Below are 16,422 nucleotides of genomic sequence, written 5' to 3'. Positions count from 1 at the left end.
ACCGAGTCGCTACGCGTCGGACGTTTCCGACCCTCGCAAACGCTCCGCACGCCGAAGCAGGGAGCGCTGCGTGACGGCCACCTCGATAGCACCGAGGCACGGCATCCGTGGATCCGTGCGGAAGAACAGGGCGACCGCGTGGAGGATCGTGAAGACACCCAGTGCCCATCCGACAGCGCTCAGCGCGGTGTCGTGATAGCCGTAGACCAGACCGGCCGTCCCAAGCCCGACCATGGCCAAAGAGACAGCGCGGCTCACCGCGGCCGCCCCCGAGCGCGAGGAGAGATCCGCCGTAGCGATCCACACAAGGCTCAGTCCCAGGTTGAGGAAGTACGAGAGCACACCGACCTGCAAGGCGGAGGGCCACCAGTCGACGTCGAAGATCCGCGCGACGCCGAGCGTCGTCACCAGCACCCCCAGCCAGACGAGCACGGGGATAAGAACCTGTGCCGCAATGCTCACGAACGGAAACCTCCCGCGCGCGGGAAGTGAGTCATCGGAGGGAAGCGGGATTCCGAAAGCCTCGGCCCGTGAACGCGCGAGGTCGAGGCGATCGGCCTCCGTCGCCCTGTCCACCGTTCTCCCCACGGCACTGGCGATGAGCAAAGCCATCCACGCCAGGAGCATGTTCACCAGAACCGAAAGAACGCGGGACGGATCCTGCAGCGGGACCGGCACTCCCAACGCCGCCAGGCCGATGAGCAGAAGCGCCCCGATGAGAGCGGTGGCGAACATGGCTTGACGAGTGATCGGCCCCAGAGCACCCTCGTCTCTGCCGAAGCCCGTTGCGGTGGCCGACGCGATGATGAACGCCGCCACCACCGCTGCGACACCGAGGAAGTCCTTCGACGCCGCCTGCCCGACGTCGGACACAACCGCGAGCGCGGATTCCCACGCACGGGACCCACTCGGCGCCTCCGGATAGGTGGCCACGAGAAGGACCACCCCGAAGACAGCCACCGTGAACAGCAGCAGCACCGTCGGTCCCGCAAGCCACACCCACACCATCCGAGCCGAGGTCATCGCGTCGGGCGACGCAGGCGCGGGCCGCGAATTGCTCATGCGGCATTCCCGGGTCGCGCGTCGAATACCGCGGGCACCTCGTCCGTGCACGAGAATCGCGCGCGATACGCGGTGGGGGTCAGCCCCAGCGTGCGGGCGAAGTTCTGGCGCAGCACCGCGGCCGAGCCGAAGCCGCACTCGGTGGCGATGCGGTCCAGGCCGAGGTCGGTCTCCTCGAGCAGACGCTGCGCGTGCAGCAGACGCTGGCGCGCGAGCCAGGCCGCAGGCGTGGCGCCCAGGTCGGCTTTGAAGCGGCGGGCAAAGGTGCGCGGGGACATGTGCGCGCGGGAGGCGAGCTGATCGACCGACAGCTCGGCGTGCAGGTTCTGCAACATCCACTCGGTGACGGGCGCGAGCGACATCGACGGCGCGACCGGCAGCGGCGACGCGATGAACTGCGCCTGCCCTCCGTCTCGCTGCGGAGCGACCAGCATGCGTCGGGCGATGCGGTTGGTGAGTTCGGCACCGAGCTCCTGGCGCAGCAGGTGCAGGCAGGCGTCGAGGCCCGCCGCCGTCCCGGCGCTCGTGATGATGCGCCCCGACTGCACGTACAGCACGTCAGGGTCGACCTCGATCGAGGGATACATGCGCGACATGACGTCGGCGTAGCGCCAGTGCGTGGTTGCGCGCTGCCCGTCGAGGACTCCCGCGGCCGCGATGACGAAGGACCCGCTGCACACGCTGAGCAGCCACGCCCCTCGGGCGTGCGCCGCGCGCACCAGGTCGACCACGCGCGGGTCGACGTGGCCCCACTTCTCGCGCGGGATGGGCGACAGCACGACGATGTCGGCATCCGCGGCGGCGTCGAGACCGTTCTCGACGTTCACGGAGAACCCGATGTTCGCAGGGACGACACCGGGATCGGGCGCCACGATGCGGAAGTCGAAGTTCGGGATGCCGTCGTCACTGCGATCGAGACCGAACGCCTCGCATGCGAGACCGAACTCGAAGGGAGCGAAACCCGGCTGGATGACGACGGCGACGGAACGCATGCGCACCTCTGATGTGGCAGAAATCGAACGGACAGCGTCCATCATGCCACTCGCGGCACGAATTGGCGATGCGTAGCTTTTCTGCCATGGCTTACCTCATCGCTCTCGCTGTTCTCGCTCTCGCCGGCGTGGTCGCCACGGCATGGCTCATCCACACCGACGGCTACGGCTCCGTGCCCACCGATCACGCCCGGGCCGCGCGTCATCGGGAGAACCCTTCGCCCCGCGAGAGGCGGCGCGCCGGGAACGAGATGTCCGCGTCCTCGGGCACGAAGAGCGCTTCTTCACCCCAGGCACCCACACCCGAGACCCCTGCGACCGAGCACGCATCCCGGGACTCCGCCGGCGACGTGCAGGATCAGCGTCCGGCGGAGACAGCCCGCTCGTACACCCGGACCATCGCCGCGGTGCGCGAGGACTGGCGGAAGCGCTCCGCGATCGTCGAGTCGACCGCGACCGGGCTCCCCGATGCGATGTCGGCGGCGGCACGACGTAGCGTCTCCGAGAGCGCCGCGGTCGTGGCATCCGGAACCGCCCAGACGCCCGCGCCCAGCTCGGACGCGATGTCGGGATCACTGACGACCGCCGGCGTTCCCAGCGATGCCGCCTCGAAGACGGTCATGCCCTGCGTCTCGAAGCCGATCGAGGTCTGCACCACGGCGTCGGATGCGGAGAGCCGGGCGAGCGTCTCGGCGTAGCCGAGGCGTCCCGAGAAGACGACGGATGCCACCGGCCGCCGCTCCGCGACCAACTTCTGCGCCGCACGGAGTTGCGCTCCGCCCCCGATGATCTCGACCTCGGCGTCGATACCGGACGCGGCGACCGCCTCGAGGAACGGGAGGAGCCGCTTCTCAGGACTCATGCGGCCGAGCCAGACGAAACGCGGCTTCCCGGGGCGGCGAGCCTCGGCCCCGGTGGCGAGGGCGGCGTCGAGGATGTCGTCGTCGATGCCGTTCCAGATGACGTCGACGCCCGTCCCCTCCGGCGAAACGCCGTGGTGTTCGAGACGCCGCGCGAAGTGGCCGGAGGGAGCGGTGATCGCCTGCGAGAGTCGCGCGAAACGGCGGAGATAGGCCCACCCATCGGCCGCCTTCGCGGAGAAGGCGGTGGGCGCGGCAGGTACCGTGGCCGCGGCGGGGGCAGCGGACTCGGCGGGCGGGGTGGGCGCGGGCGCCGCGGCTGCGGAACTCGCAGAACCGCGCGAACCTCGCAGCTTGTCGCGCGAAAGCTGCGAGATCGACGCGTTCCTCCGAGTTTCGGCACCGCGCAACGCGCGCCGCGCCCACGCGTTCAGCACCCGGAGGACGAGCGTCGGGAAGGGGGCGGTCGCCTCGATCCCGACGTCGACGCGATTGTGCATCGTGTGGACGACCGGAAGGCCGTGTCGCGCGGCGTAGCGGTGTCCGATGAGTGCGCCCCAGAAATCGCCCTGGACGTGCACGACGTCGACGGGGAGGCGCGCGCCGAGTTCGGCATCCACGAATCGATCCGTGCGCGCGCCGGGCCAGGTCAGGGCGTACTCACGATCGGGGGTGATCGCGATCGAGGGGAGGTCGACGTACGCCCCGTCGTCGGGGGCGGGGCGGTGCATCCGCGGCGCGACGACCGTCACGAGGTGGCCCGCACGCTCGAGGAAGCGCTTCTGCAGCCGCATCGACACCTGCGCACCGCCGAGGGACTCGAGGTGCTGGTCGGCGAACATCACCACGTGCACGGGGTCACTCCGGGATCGGTTGCCCGCGGTACAGCGCCTCGAAGGTGTCGAGCGTGCGGCCGATGTCATGCACGATGACGCCGTCGAGCGAGGCTTGCTGCATGCGCCGCCGCTCCTCGGGCTCGGCGGTGAGCACGTCGGTCAGACGCGCCGCGAGCTCCTCGGCATTGCCGGGCTCGAACAGGTACCCGTTCTCCCCGTCGTGCACGAGGTGCGGGAGTGCCACGGCGTCGGCTGCGACCACGGGGAGACCGGATGCCATGGCCTCCATCGTCGCGATCGACTGCAGCTCCGCGATCGAGGCGATGGCGAACACGCTCGCCCGCGTGTAGAGCGCGCGAAGCTCGTCTTCGGACGTGTGCCCGTGGAACGTCACGCGTGAGCCGAGGCCGAGCTGCTCGGCGAGCTGCTCGAGGTTGCGCCGCTGATCGCCGCCGCCCACGATGTCGAACGTGGCATCGAGGGCCGGGTCGAGCATCGCGAGCGCGCGGAGCACGACGTCGATGCCCTTCTCGGTGGTGAGGCGACCGACGAAGAGGATGCGGTTCGCGGCGCGGGGCTCGAGATCGGGCGTGTAGTTCGACCGGTCGATGCCGCACGAGATCGGGATGACGCCCTGGATGCCGATGGTGGACTCGAGGAAGTCGGCGGCCCGGCGGGTCGGGGTCGTGACGGCGCGGGTCATCGCGAACGTCCGCGCCGCGTCGGCCCACGCGAGCTTCACGAAGATCCGGTCGAGGAAGTCGGGGAGAGTGGTGAAGTCGAGGATGTTCTCGGCCATGACGTGGTTGGTCGCGACGACCGGGATGCCGCGCTTGCGCGCCTCGCGGGTCAGACCGCGACCGATGACGATGTGCGACTGGATGTGCACGACGTCGGGCTTCACCTGGTCGAGCACGCGACGGGCGTAGTGCTTGGCCCGCCACGGCAGGACGAACGTCAGCCAGTCGTGCGGGAGGAAGCGGTACGCCGGCAGCCGGTGCATCGTCATGGGCTCGCCCTCGATCACCTCCGTGAAGGTGCCGGAGTGGCCGTGCCCGACGCTCGGAGCGGCCACGTGCACGTCGTGCCCGCGGGCGACGAGTCCGGCGGCCAGACGTTCGGCGAAGCGGGCGGCGCCGTTGACGTGCGGGAGGAAGGTATCGGCGCCGATGAGGACCGTGAGCGGTCGTTCGTCGGGAACCGGGCCGGGCGACATCGAGTCGGACGGCGTCGGGTCGGAGGGCGTCGGGTCGGACGGCGTCGGGTCGGATGGCATCGAGTCGGGGGGCGTCGCAGGAGTGGTCACGGGTGGTGAGGCCTATCTAAGCGGCGGAAGGGGCACGCGGGGCGGGTTCGCGGGGCGCGTCCACTGTACCCGAGGGGGTTTTGGTGTCTCCGGATGCCGCCCGAGGGGAAGCAGCGGAGCTTCTCGAGCACCGTCAGGACTCGACACCTCCCGAGACCTGCCCGACCTCCGCGTCCTGATCGGAACCGGCGTTCTGGAACTGCGACTGGTACAGGCGCCAATAGGCGCCGTGCTGCGTGATCAGCTCGTCGTGGGTCCCCTGCTCGACGATGTCGCCGTGCTCCATCACGAGGATGAGGTCGGCATCGCGGATCGTCGAGAGACGGTGCGCGATCACGAACGACGTGCGCCCCTCGCGAAGCGCCGCCATGGCCTGCTGCAGCAGCAGCTCGGTACGGGTGTCGACCGAGGAGGTGGCCTCGTCGAGGATCAACACCGAGGGCCGTGCCACGAACGCGCGCGCGATCGTGATCAGCTGCTTCTCTCCGGCGGAGACGTTCGCCGCGTCCTCGTCGAGAACGGTGTCGTATCCCGCGGGAAGCGAGTGGACGAACTGGTCGACGCGTGTGGCGACGGCGGCCTCGACGATCTCGTCGTCGGTGGCGGTCTCGCGCCCGTATCGGATGTTGTCGCGGATCGTTCCGGCGAACAGCCAGGGATCTTGCAGCACCATGCCGGTCCGCGAGCGCACGTCGTCGCGGCGGAGGTCGGCGATGTTCTGCCCGTCGAGCAGGATGCGCCCGCCGTCGAGCTCGTAGAACCGCATGATGAGGTTGACCAGCGTGGTCTTGCCCGCGCCGGTGGGCCCGACGATCGCGACCGTCTGTCCGGGCTCGACGCGGAACGACAGGTCGCTGATGAGCGGTCGCTCGGGCGTGTAGGCGAAAGCGACGTTCTCGAACTCGATCACGCCACGCCCGTCGACAGGTTCGGGCGCATCCGCCGCGTCGGCCTCCTGCTCGTCGGCGTCGAGCAGCGCGAAGACGCGCTCGGCCGAGGCGGTGCCCGACTGCACGACGGCGGCCATGCCACCCAACTGCGACAGCGGCTGCGTGAACTGCTGCGAGTACTGGATGAAGGCCTGCACATCGCCCAGGCGGATCTGGCCCGCGGCCACCATCAGGCCGCCGAGCACCGCGATGCCGACGTAGGTGAGGTTTCCGACGAACATCATGCCCGGCATGATCATGCCGGAGAGGAACTGCGCCTTGAAGCTCGCCTGGTACAGCTCTTCGTTCTCGACCTCGAACTTCTCGCGAGCGTCCTTCTCGCGGCCGTACACCTTGACGAGAGCGTGGCCCGAGAAGGACTCCTCGACGCGGGCGTTCAGGCGACCGACCTTCTTCCACTGCGTCCCGAATGTCTTCTGCGACTTCGGACCGATCACACCGAAGATGATCGCCATGAGCGGCAGCGACACGAGGGCGACGAGCGCGAGCTGCCACGAGATGGTGAACATCATGATGAGGACGCCCACCACCGTCAGCACCGACGTGAGCGCACTCGACAGCGACTGCTGCATCGTCTGCGTGATGTTGTCGATGTCGTTGGTCACGCGCGAGATGAGCTCACCGCGCTGGACCTTGTCGAAGTACGACAGCGGGAGGCGGTTGATCTTCGCCTCGACGTCTTCGCGCAGGCGCCACATCGTGCGCACCATGATGACGTTGATGACGTAACCCTGGATCCACGACAGCAGCGACGACCCGACGTAGATCGCCAGCACCGCGACGATGACCAGGCGCAGCGCATCGAAGTCGACGCCCGCGCCGACCTGGAACGAATTCATCGCGCCGATGATGTTCGCGAAGTCGTTCTGACCCGCCGCGCGAAGCGCCTCGACGACCTCGGCTTGCGAGGTGTCGGCCGGGAACTGCGCCGCCAGTCCCTTGGAGACGACTCCCTCGAAGATGATGTTGGTCGCGTTGCCGAGCACGCGCGGGGCGAGCACCGCGAGGACGACGCCGAGGGCGCCGAGCGCCGACACGAAGGCGAACGCCCCGGCGTGCGGGCGCAGGAGTCCGATCAGTCGACGGAAGCTGGGCCCGAAGTTCGCCGCCTTTCCGGGAGCGACGCTGTCCCAGTCGCCGGAGCTCAGGCGCGCTTGCTCGGCGAGCTCGAGTTCGGCGCGGTCTTCTTCGGTGAGGGCGTCGGGCGTGCTCATGCTTCCACTCCCAGCTGCGACTCGACGATCTCGCGGTACGTGCCGCTCGTCTGGAGCAGCTCCTCGTGTGTGCCGAGGCCGACCATGCGACCGTCTTCGAGCACCACGATGCGGTCGGCACCGGTGATGGTCGACACGCGCTGGGCGACCACGATCTTGGTCACGTCGGGCAACTCGTCCCACAGGGCCTGTCTCAACCTCGCGTCGGTGCTGAGGTCGAGCGCCGAGAAGGAGTCGTCGAAGACCAGCACCGCGGGGCGGTGGACGATCGCGCGGGCGATGGCCAGGCGCTGACGTTGCCCGCCGGAGACGTTCGTGCCACCCTGCGCGATGCGCCCCTCGAGCCCGCCCTCCATCGCCTCGACGAAGTCGCGCCCCTGCGCGATCTCGAGGGCGCGCCAGAGTTCGTCGTCGGTGGCGTCCTCGCGCCCGAAGCGCAGGTTCGAAGCGACGGTGCCGCTGAAGAGGAAGGGCCGCTGCGGAACGAGACCGATGCTCTTCCACAGTCCATCGAGATCGGCCTCGCGCACGTCGACACCCCCGACGCGGACGGCGCCACCCGTGACATCGAACAGGCGCGGGATGAGCGACACGAGCGTGGTCTTGCCGGCGCCCGTCGACCCGACGATCGCGACGGTCTCTCCCGGGCGGGCGGCGAAGCTCACGCCGGCCACGACGGGCGATTCGGCACCGGGGTAGGCGAAAGCGACATCGTCGAATTCGACCGCGCCCGGCTCGGGGAACGTGGCGATCGGGTGGGCGGGCCTCTCGAGCGTCGAGTGGCTGTCGAGCACCTCGCCGATGCGCTCTGCCGAGACGGCGGCACGCGGGATCATGACCGTCATGAAGCTCGCCATGAGCACGCCCATGAGGATCTGGGCGACGTACTGCATGAAGGCGAACAGGGTGCCGATCTCGACGGCGCCGCTGTCGACCTGGATGCCCCCGAACCAGATGACCCCGACCACCGTGACGTTCAGCACCAGCATCGCGAGGGGGAACAGGAGAACGAACAGCGAGCCGACCTTTCGGCCGACGACCATGATGTCGGTGTTGGCCTCACGGAAACGCTCTTCTTCGATGCGCTCCCGCACGAACGCGCGGACGACGCGGACGCCGGTCAGCTGTTCGCGCATGATGCGGTTCACGGCGTCGAGCTTCGTCTGGTAGCTGCGGAACAGCGGCACCATGCGCGCGATGATCAAGCCGGCGGCGATCAAGAGCGCAGGCACCGCGACGGCGATCAGCCAGCTCAGCCCGACGTCTTGCTGCAGGGCCATGAAGATGCCGCCGATGGCGAGCAGCGGCGCGCTGACGAGCATGGTCGCGCCCATCATCGCCAGCATCTGCACCTGCTGCACGTCGTTGGTGTTGCGGGTGATGAGGGAGCCCGCGCCGAACTGCGACAACTCGCGCTCGCTGAACCCGCTGACCTTCTCGAACACATCGAGACGGATGTCTCGGCCCGCGGCCATCGCAGCGCGAGCGGCGAAGTAGGTCGCGATGACCGACGCCGTGATCTGGCCGAGCGAGATGAGGAGCATGATCATGCCGCGCGACCAGATGAAGTTCGTGTCACCGCGGGCGACACCCTGATCGATGATGTCGGCGTTCAGCCTCGGCAGATACAGGGATGCCATGGCCGCGGCGAACTGGAAGACCAGGAGCGCCAGCAGCAGCCAGCGGTACGGCTTGAGGTAGCGGATGAGGAGCTTGGCGAGCACGGAGCCCTCCGTAAATCAACGGATCACGGTCGCCATGACCGCAGCTACAGCCTCGCACGGACCTCCGACATCCGCGCGAATCCGCGGCAGAATCCGGTAGCGCCCAGCGCGAACACGCGAGGGCGAGACCCGCCGCGACGCGACCTCGCTGCCCGCTGACCCCTGCAGCACGACCGACCACGCCACCTCACCGCGCGACGAGCGGCGCCGCCACACGGCGCCCGTCCTTCCACACCCCCGCCGTCAGCGGCATCCCGGGCCGATAGGCCAGGTGCGTCGCCGACGGCGCGTCGAGCAGGTGCAGGTCGGCGCGATGGCCCACGGCGATCGATCCCACCGCGCCCTCGCCCGAGGAACGGCCCAGCGCGACCGCGCCGCCGCGCGTGGCCGCGCGCACGGCCTCGGCGACGCTGAGTCCCATCTGCAGCACGGCGGTCGCGACGCAGAACGGCATCGAGCTCGTGTATGAGGTGCCCGGGTTGCAGTTCGAAGCGATCGCGACCTCGACGCCCGCGTCGAGCAGGCTCCGCGCGGGAGCGAGAGGGGCGCGCGTCGAGAGGTCGCACGCGGGCAGAACGGTCGCGACGGTGGATCCTCCCGCGAGCGCCTCGAGGTCGGCATCCGAGACGAAGTTGCAGTGATCGACGCTCGCCGCTCCCAGCTCGACGGCCAGACGGATGCCCTCGCCGTGGCCGAGCTGGTTGCCGTGCACGCGGAGCCCCAGGCCCGCGGACCGCGCGGCCGTCAACACCTCGCGGGACTGCTCGGGGGTGAACGCCCCGCGCTCGCAGAACACGTCGGCCCACGTCACGTACGGGCGCACCGCCGCGAGCATCGGACCGCACACCTCCCGCACGTAGTCGTCGGCATCCCGGCCCGCGGGCACGAGGTGCGCCCCGAGGAAGGTCGCGTCGTCGGCACCCGCCGCGGCGATCCGCGCGCTGCGCTCCTCGCTCGCGACGTCGAGTCCGTACCCGGTCTTCGTCTCGATCCAGGTCGTCCCCTGGGCGCGCGCCTCCCGGACGCGGGCGGCGACGAGGGCGGCGAGACGGTCGTCGGGAGCCTCGCGGGTGGCATCCCGGGTCACCGCGATCCCGCCCGCGGCGTAGCTCTGCCCCGCCATGCGGGCCTCGAACTCGGCCGTGCGGTCGCCGTCGAAGACGAGGTGGGTGTGCGCGTCGACCCAGCCCGGCAGCAGGGCGCGGCCGTCGGCGTCCACGAGCTCGTCGGCGGCCGGGGCCTTTGACGCGGTGCCGATCCAGGCGATGCGGTCGCCGTCGATGACGACGGCCGCATCGCGGAGGACGCGTTCTTCGTCGTCGACCGTCACGAGCTCGCCGACGCGGGTGATCAGGGTGCTCACGGTGTCATCGCCTTTCGCAGCAGGTCGCCGACGTCGCCGAGGTCGGTGTGCACGCCGCCGGCCGCGCGCTCGCGTCCCCCGATGATCACACGGGTGACGTCATGCGCGGTCGCGCTGAGCACGAGCTGGCCGGGGTCGCTGCCCGCGGTGCGGGCGCTGGTCTCGTCGACGACGAGGAGGTCGCAGGGCTCCCCCACCGCGATCCGCCCGACCTCGCGGCCCACCGCCGACGCGCCCCCGCGCGTGAGGGCGGCGACGAGCTCCGCGGGCGAGAAGCGTCCGCGGCGACCCGACGCGAGCCGCTCGCCCTGCTCGAGCGCGCGGGCTTCGAGCAGAGGGTCGACCACCGCATGCTGGTCGGTACCGAGGGCGAGACGGGCGCCCGCGTCGGCCAGCCGCCGGGCGGGACCGACACCGTCGCCGAGGTCGGCCTCGGTGGTCGGGCACATCACGATCGTCACGCGGGCGGCGCCGAGAGCGGCGATGTCATCGTCGGTGAGATGCGTGGCGTGCACGGCCGACAGCCGCGGCGAGAGCAGGCCACTGCGGTCGAGGAGGCCGGTGGGGGTGAGACCCGTGGCCTCGAGGCAGGCCGCGTTCTCGCCCGGCTGCTCCGACAGGTGCACGTGCAGGGGGATCGTGGGGTCGAGCTCGGCCCCGATCCGCTCGAGGGCATCGACCGGGACCGCGCGCACCGAGTGCACGGCCGCGCCGACCACGACCTCGGGATGCTCGTCGGCGAGAACCTCGCGCAGCGCCGACAGACGCGCGAGCCAGGCCGTGGCATCCGTGTCTCCGAAGCGCCGCTGGGCAGGTTCGAGAGGCTTCCCGAAGCCGCTCGAGAGGTAGCACGTGTCGAGCAGGGTGAGACGGATGCCGCTGGCCCGCGCCGCGCGCGCGAGCGCGCGCTCCATCGCGTGCGGGGGGTCGTAGGGCGAGGCGTCGGGCGCGTGGTGCACGTAGTGGAACTCGGCGACCGACGTCCAGCCCGCGGCGACCATCTCGGCGTAGACCGCGGTGGCGACGCGCTCGTACGAGGCCGGATCGAGTCGCCCGGCCTCGCGGTACATCAGCTCGCGCCAGGTCCAGAAGCTGCCCCCGTCGCCGTGCGTGCGTCCCCGCAGGAGTCGGTGGAAAGCATGCGAGTGGGCGTTGACCGCTCCCGGCAGCACGAGTCCGTCGAGGCGTTCATCCGCGGCATCCGGGATCGTCCCGATCTCAACGGAGGCGATGAGGCCCTCGGATGCCGTCACCCGCACGCCGCTCGCCACGGCGTCGCCGATCCACGCCCGGGGTGCCCAGAAGCGCGTCACGACAGCAGGTCCTCGAGCACGTCGGCGAGAGCGGCAGCGGAGGCGTCGGCGTCGGCGTCGGCGACGTGCTCCTCGGGCGAGTGCGAGATGCCCGAGGGGTTGCGGACGAAGAGCATGCCCGTGGGGACGGCGCTCGCGAGGATGCCGGCGTCGTGGCCCGCACCCGTGCGCAGGTGCGGGGCCTCGCCGAGCGCCGCACCGAGGCGTCGCGCGAGCGCGGGGTCGAAACCGACCGTGGGGCTCCACGATTCCTCGACGAGCACGGCCTCGCAGCCGCGCGCCGCCGCGAGCTCGACGCACGAGCGCTCGATGTCGGCGACGAGACGACGGGTGACGGCGTCGTCGGGATGCCGGGCGTCGATCCAGAAGTCGACCGACGACGCGATGACGTTGGTGCCCCCGGGCACGGGCTCGAAGCGCCCGACGGTCGCGCGGGCGTCGTCGACGGCCCCGGCGAGCTCGGCGATGCGGCCGACCATGCCGGCGGCGGCGACCAGCGGATCGCGGCGGTCGGCCATGAGCGTCGTCCCGGCGTGGTTGCCCTCGCCGCGCACCGACACCTTGAAGCGGCCGTGTCCGAGGATCGACTCCGCGACCGCGAACGGACGGTCGAGGTCGATCAGGCCGCGTCCCTGCTCGACGTGCAGCTCGACGAAGACGCCGACGCGCGCGAGGGCCTCGGGGTCGGGGCCGATCCGGGCCGGGTCGATCCCTCCCGCGGCGAAGACGTCGGCCAGCGTGTCGCCGTCACGATCGGTGAGGCGGCGCGCGGCATCCGGAGACAACGCCCCCGTCAGCAGACGCGAACCGAGGCACGCGACGCCGAAGCGCGAGCCCTCCTCCTCGGGGAAGACCGCGATCGCCAGCGGCCTCGCGGGGGCGAATCCGCGTCCGCGCAGCACATCGACCGCGGCGAGCGCGGCCGCGACACCCAGCGGCCCGTCGAATGCCCCGCCACCCGGCACCGAGTCGAGATGGCTCCCGGTGACGACGGCGCCGGGTCCCGGCATCCCCCACCACGCCCACAGGATGCCATTGCGGTCGACCTCCACCGAGAGCCCGCGCGCCTCGGCCTCGGCGACGAACCACGCGCGGAGGTCGCGTTCCGCGGTCGAGAGGACCGGACGCGCGTAACCGCCGCTGCGGGGCTCGCGGCCGATGCCCGAGATCGCGTCGAGCAGGGCGGTGACGGCGGTCATGAGTCGAGCATCGGGACGCGCACGCCGCGCTCGCGGGCGACCTCGATCGCGCGGTCGTAGCCCGCGTCGACGTGACGGATGACCCCCATGCCGGGGTCGTTCGTCAGCAGGCGCTGCAGCTTCTCGGCGGCGAGCGGCGTGCCGTCGGCGACCGAGACCTGGCCGGCGTGGATGGAGCGCCCGATGCCGACACCGCCGCCGTGGTGCAGCGACACCCAGGTGGCGCCGGAGGCGGTGTTGATCAGCGCGTTCAGGAGGGGCCAGTCGGCGATGGCATCCGATCCGTCGGCCATCGCCTCGGTCTCGCGGTAGGGCGAGGCGACGGAACCTGAGTCGAGGTGGTCGCGGCCGATGACGATCGGAGCCGAGATCTTTCCCTCCGCGACGAGCTCGTTGAAACGGACGGCGGCCTTGGCCCGGTCGCCGTAGCCGAGCCAGCAGATGCGGGCGGGAAGGCCCTCGAACTCGACGTGCTCCTGCGCCGCCGTGATCCAGCGCTTCAGGCCCTCGTTCTCGGGGAAGAGCTCGAGGATCGCCTGGTCGGTGACGGCGATGTCGGCCGGGTCTCCCGACAGCGCCACCCAACGGAACGGGCCGAGGCCCTCGCAGAACAGCGGCCGGATGTAGGCCGGCACGAAGCCGGGGAAGGCGAACGCGTCGGCGTAACCGCCCTGGCGCGCCTCGTCGCGGATCGAGTTGCCGTAGTCGAACACCTCGGCGCCGCGCTTCTGGAACTCCACCATCGCCTCGACGTGGCGCGCCATCGACTCCCGCGCGCGGACGGTGAAGCCCTCGGGGTCGCGCGCCGACTCGGTGCGCCAGTCCTCGAAGGCGACGCCCGCGGGCAGGTACGCGAGCGGGTCATGCGCCGAGGTCTGGTCGGTCACGATGTCGACAGGCACCTCGCGGCGGAGCAGTTCGGGCAGCACCTCGGCGCTGTTGCCGACGAGACCGACCGAGAGGGCGCGCCCCTCGGCCTTGGCCGCGAGCACGCGCTCGAGGGCGTCGTCGAGGTCGGTGGTGACCTCGTCGAGGTAGCGCTTGCCCTGGCGGCGGCGGAGCCGCGTCTCGTCGACGTCGACGATGAGCACGACACCGCCGTTGAGGGTCACCGACAGGGGCTGGGCGCCGCCCATGCCGCCGCAGCCGCCGGTGACGGTCAGGGTGCCTGCGAGGGTGCCGCCGAACCGCTTGCGCGCGACCGCGCCGAACGTCTCGTACGTGCCCTGCAGGATCCCTTGGGTGCCGATGTAGATCCACGACCCGGCCGTCATCTGGCCGTACATCATGAGCCCCTCGGCCTCGAGACGGCGGAACTCGGGCCAGGTGGCCCAGTCGCCCACGAGGTTCGAGTTGGCCAGGAGCACGCGCGGCGCCCACACGTTCGTGCGGAACACCCCCACGGGCTTGCCCGATTGCACGAGCAGCGTCTCGTCGTCGTCGAGGTCGGCGAGGGTCGCGACGATCGCGTCGTAGCTCGCCCAGTTTCGGGCGGCCTTGCCCGTGCCGCCGTAGACGATGAGGTCTTCGGGGCGCTCGGCGACCTCGGGGTCGAGGTTGTTCATGAGCATCCGCAGCGGAGCCTCGGTCTGCCAGCTCTTGGCCGTCAGCGTCGTCCCTCGCGGGGCACGGATCTCGCGGTTTCCGGTCATGTCGTCGTGTCTCCTTCGACGTCGGACACCGCCGGGATCGAGCGGCTCTCGGCGACGAGCGCGCGTCCGATCTCGGCGGTTCTGGATTCGGTGGTGCGGTAGCTGGGCACGACGACGGACAGGGATGCCACGACCCGGCCGCCGATGGCGATGGGGGCCGCGACCGCGGTGACGTCGGCCTCGACGCCCTGCGTCACGACGACGTAGCCGTCCGGGCCCGTCTGGCCGGCGAGCACCGCGCCGGCGGCCGATCCGTGCAGGGGGATCATCCGCCCCACCCAGCTCACGTGGCGGATGGAGTGGGTGCCCTCGGCGATGGCGATGTAGACCGCCGTCTCGCCCGCGCCGCGGACGGCGAGGTAGCTCGACTCCCCCGTTCGGTCGACGACGCGCCGGAGAGCGGGTTCGGCCAGCGAGACCAGTGAGTCGTTCGCCAGAGCCCGGGCGCCCAGGTGCACCATGCGTGCGCCTGCGGCGTAGCGGCCGTCGTCGACGCGGCGGATGAACTCCTGCGCTTCGAGCGTACGCAGCAGACGCAGCGCGGTGCTCGCGGACAGGTCGACGGCGCGCGCGGCATCCGCGAGCGTCAGGGGCCCGTCGTCACACACCACCGCCAGCAGCGACAACGCCCGGTCGACGGTGCGGGTCGGCGAATCGGTCATGTCGTTCAGTGAAACGGAGATTTCACATAATGGCAAGAGTGTCGACCTCTAGGCTGGTTCCATGTCCCGACTGCAGGCCGACGCTCCCGCTGATCGCTGGGTGCCCGTGACGGGCTCCCTCGGCCTCCGTGGCCGCCGCCACCGCAAAGCGGCGATCGGCATGCTGCTGAATCAGGCGAACACCGCCGCCGGATCGACGCCCCGGCCCGGCGGGGGCGCGTTCGCCTGGATCCTCAGCCAGGCCGCTCCGCTGCTCATGCGGCGCGCGGCGGGACGCGTGCTCGTGTGGGTGTGGAAGAGCGACCCCGAGCTCCTCGTCGTCATGGCGCAGCTGCAGGAGGCGACGCCGCAACTGCGCACCGCGCGGGCGATGATGCCGATGGAGTACGACGACACCGAGTCGTTCCGCAGCACCTTCCTCGGCGTCGGCGAGAAACTCGCGATGCCTCTGCCGACCGACCCGAAGACCCCGCCGTTCGCGACCTACACGTGGGACACGGGCTCGCACTTCGTGACGGTCACCGCGGTCTGCTCCGACCGCGAGCGTTTCGGCACGATCATCGGTGCCGTCGATGACCTCGCGCGCTCGGTCCGCATCGTCGACGACCTGAAGCTGGGTGAGTCACCGACCGTTCTGCGCCTCGACCCCGCCTGAGCCGGCTGAACCTCGCGTGAGTCGCCAGAAAGTGTCGCTTTGGAGGGCGCCGAAGCGACCATCCCTGGCGACTCACGCGGGGCGGAGCCGGGGCGGACGCGGGGCGGAGCCGGGTGTGGATCAGTCGCTGTGAGCGTCGCGCGGACGCCACAGCACGATGTCGGTCGCCCGACGTACGCGCGCGCCGTGACGCAGGGTCACGACCGAGCCCGTCGCCCCGGCGGCGAAGACGCGCGCACCCGGGCGGGACTGGCGCTCAGCCATGAGCTGACGCTCGAGGTCGTTCACCCGGCGCGACAGGTCGTGGACCTGCTGCTCGAGGGTGAGCAGCCGCGCGATCGCCGGCAGGCTCATACCCTCGCTCGACAGCCGGGCGACCTCGCGCAGCTGCTGCACGTGCCGGCTCGAGTACCGGCGCGACCCGCCCTGGGTCCGCGCGGGCACGACGAGCCCGAGCCGGTCGTACTGCCGCAGGGTCTGCGGGTGCATGTTCGACAGCTCGGCGGCGACGGCGATGGCGAAGATGGGGGAATCCTCATCGATATCTCGGTCGGCCACGTCTTCTCCTCTCGCTCGTGCCGTTGGCCGGGGTCCCGGCATCCGTGATTCCGGATGCCGAGCCCCGGCGTCGTGG

Annotated in this window: 13 protein-coding genes; 1 reads left to right on the top strand and 12 read right to left on the bottom strand. The window is 70.8% G+C overall.

The features are described from left to right. Positions 1-9: 9 nt before the first annotated feature. From NS220_RS03435 to NS220_RS03385, 11 genes are all read right to left on the bottom strand, one after another. Positions 10-1,062 (bottom strand): hypothetical protein, encoded by a 1,053-nt coding sequence (locus NS220_RS03435; RefSeq protein ID WP_153004136.1) that lies wholly within the window; start codon positions 1,060-1,062, stop codon positions 10-12. Next, entirely contained in the window at positions 1,059-2,054 is a 996-nt protein-coding gene (locus NS220_RS03430; RefSeq protein WP_058622719.1) for a GlxA family transcriptional regulator, read from the bottom strand. Before NS220_RS03430 ends, NS220_RS03435 begins: the two co-directional genes overlap by 4 nt. A 358-nt stretch (positions 2,055-2,412) precedes the next feature. After that, positions 2,413-3,768, bottom strand: coding sequence for a glycosyltransferase (locus tag NS220_RS03425; RefSeq protein WP_058622702.1), 1,356 nt, complete (start codon positions 3,766-3,768; stop codon positions 2,413-2,415). Between the two features lie 4 nt (positions 3,769-3,772). After that, complete coding sequence (locus NS220_RS03420; protein WP_058622718.1) at positions 3,773-4,966, bottom strand: glycosyltransferase; 1,194 nt, start codon at positions 4,964-4,966, stop codon at positions 3,773-3,775. Between the two features lie 223 nt (positions 4,967-5,189). Then, complete coding sequence (locus NS220_RS03415) at positions 5,190-7,220, bottom strand: ABC transporter ATP-binding protein (RefSeq protein WP_058622701.1); 2,031 nt, start codon at positions 7,218-7,220, stop codon at positions 5,190-5,192. After that, positions 7,217-8,944 (bottom strand): ABC transporter ATP-binding protein, encoded by a 1,728-nt coding sequence (locus tag NS220_RS03410; protein ID WP_058622700.1) that lies wholly within the window; start codon positions 8,942-8,944, stop codon positions 7,217-7,219. The genes NS220_RS03415 and NS220_RS03410 overlap by 4 nt, the downstream gene beginning before the upstream one ends. Before the next feature lie 187 nt (positions 8,945-9,131). Then, positions 9,132-10,307: an imidazolonepropionase gene (gene hutI, locus NS220_RS03405; RefSeq protein WP_058622699.1), complete on the bottom strand. Its 1,176-nt coding sequence runs from the start codon at positions 10,305-10,307 to the stop codon at positions 9,132-9,134. Next, the gene (locus NS220_RS03400; RefSeq protein WP_058622698.1) at positions 10,304-11,620 is read right to left on the bottom strand and encodes a formimidoylglutamate deiminase; all 1,317 of its coding nucleotides are present in this window, start codon (positions 11,618-11,620) and stop codon (positions 10,304-10,306) included. Before NS220_RS03400 ends, hutI begins: the two co-directional genes overlap by 4 nt. Continuing rightward, positions 11,617-12,819 carry an allantoate amidohydrolase gene (locus tag NS220_RS03395; RefSeq protein ID WP_058622697.1) on the bottom strand — a complete coding sequence of 401 codons (1,203 nt, stop codon included), beginning with the start codon at positions 12,817-12,819 and terminating at the stop codon, positions 11,617-11,619. The genes NS220_RS03400 and NS220_RS03395 overlap by 4 nt, the downstream gene beginning before the upstream one ends. Beyond that, positions 12,816-14,471 (bottom strand): urocanate hydratase, encoded by a 1,656-nt coding sequence (gene hutU / locus NS220_RS03390; RefSeq protein WP_058622696.1) that lies wholly within the window; start codon positions 14,469-14,471, stop codon positions 12,816-12,818. Before hutU ends, NS220_RS03395 begins: the two co-directional genes overlap by 4 nt. Continuing rightward, the gene (locus tag NS220_RS03385) at positions 14,468-15,133 is read right to left on the bottom strand and encodes an IclR family transcriptional regulator (RefSeq protein WP_058622695.1); all 666 of its coding nucleotides are present in this window, start codon (positions 15,131-15,133) and stop codon (positions 14,468-14,470) included. Before NS220_RS03385 ends, hutU begins: the two co-directional genes overlap by 4 nt. 61 nt (positions 15,134-15,194) lie before the next feature. On the opposite strand from NS220_RS03385, the gene NS220_RS03380 reads away from it, so the two are divergent. Continuing rightward, positions 15,195-15,788, top strand: coding sequence for a hypothetical protein (locus tag NS220_RS03380; RefSeq protein ID WP_058622694.1), 594 nt, complete (start codon positions 15,195-15,197; stop codon positions 15,786-15,788). Between the two features lie 120 nt (positions 15,789-15,908). Here NS220_RS03380 and NS220_RS03375 read toward each other — a convergent pair whose 3' ends face one another. Then, positions 15,909-16,346 (bottom strand): heat shock protein transcriptional repressor HspR, encoded by a 438-nt coding sequence (locus NS220_RS03375; RefSeq protein ID WP_058622693.1) that lies wholly within the window; start codon positions 16,344-16,346, stop codon positions 15,909-15,911. Between the last annotated feature and the right edge of the window lie 76 nt (positions 16,347-16,422).

The organism is Microbacterium testaceum (assembly GCF_001476655.1).
Taxonomy (GTDB): Bacteria; Actinomycetota; Actinomycetes; order Actinomycetales; family Microbacteriaceae; genus Microbacterium; species Microbacterium testaceum_C.
This window is presented reverse-complemented; position numbering and strand designations above follow the sequence as displayed.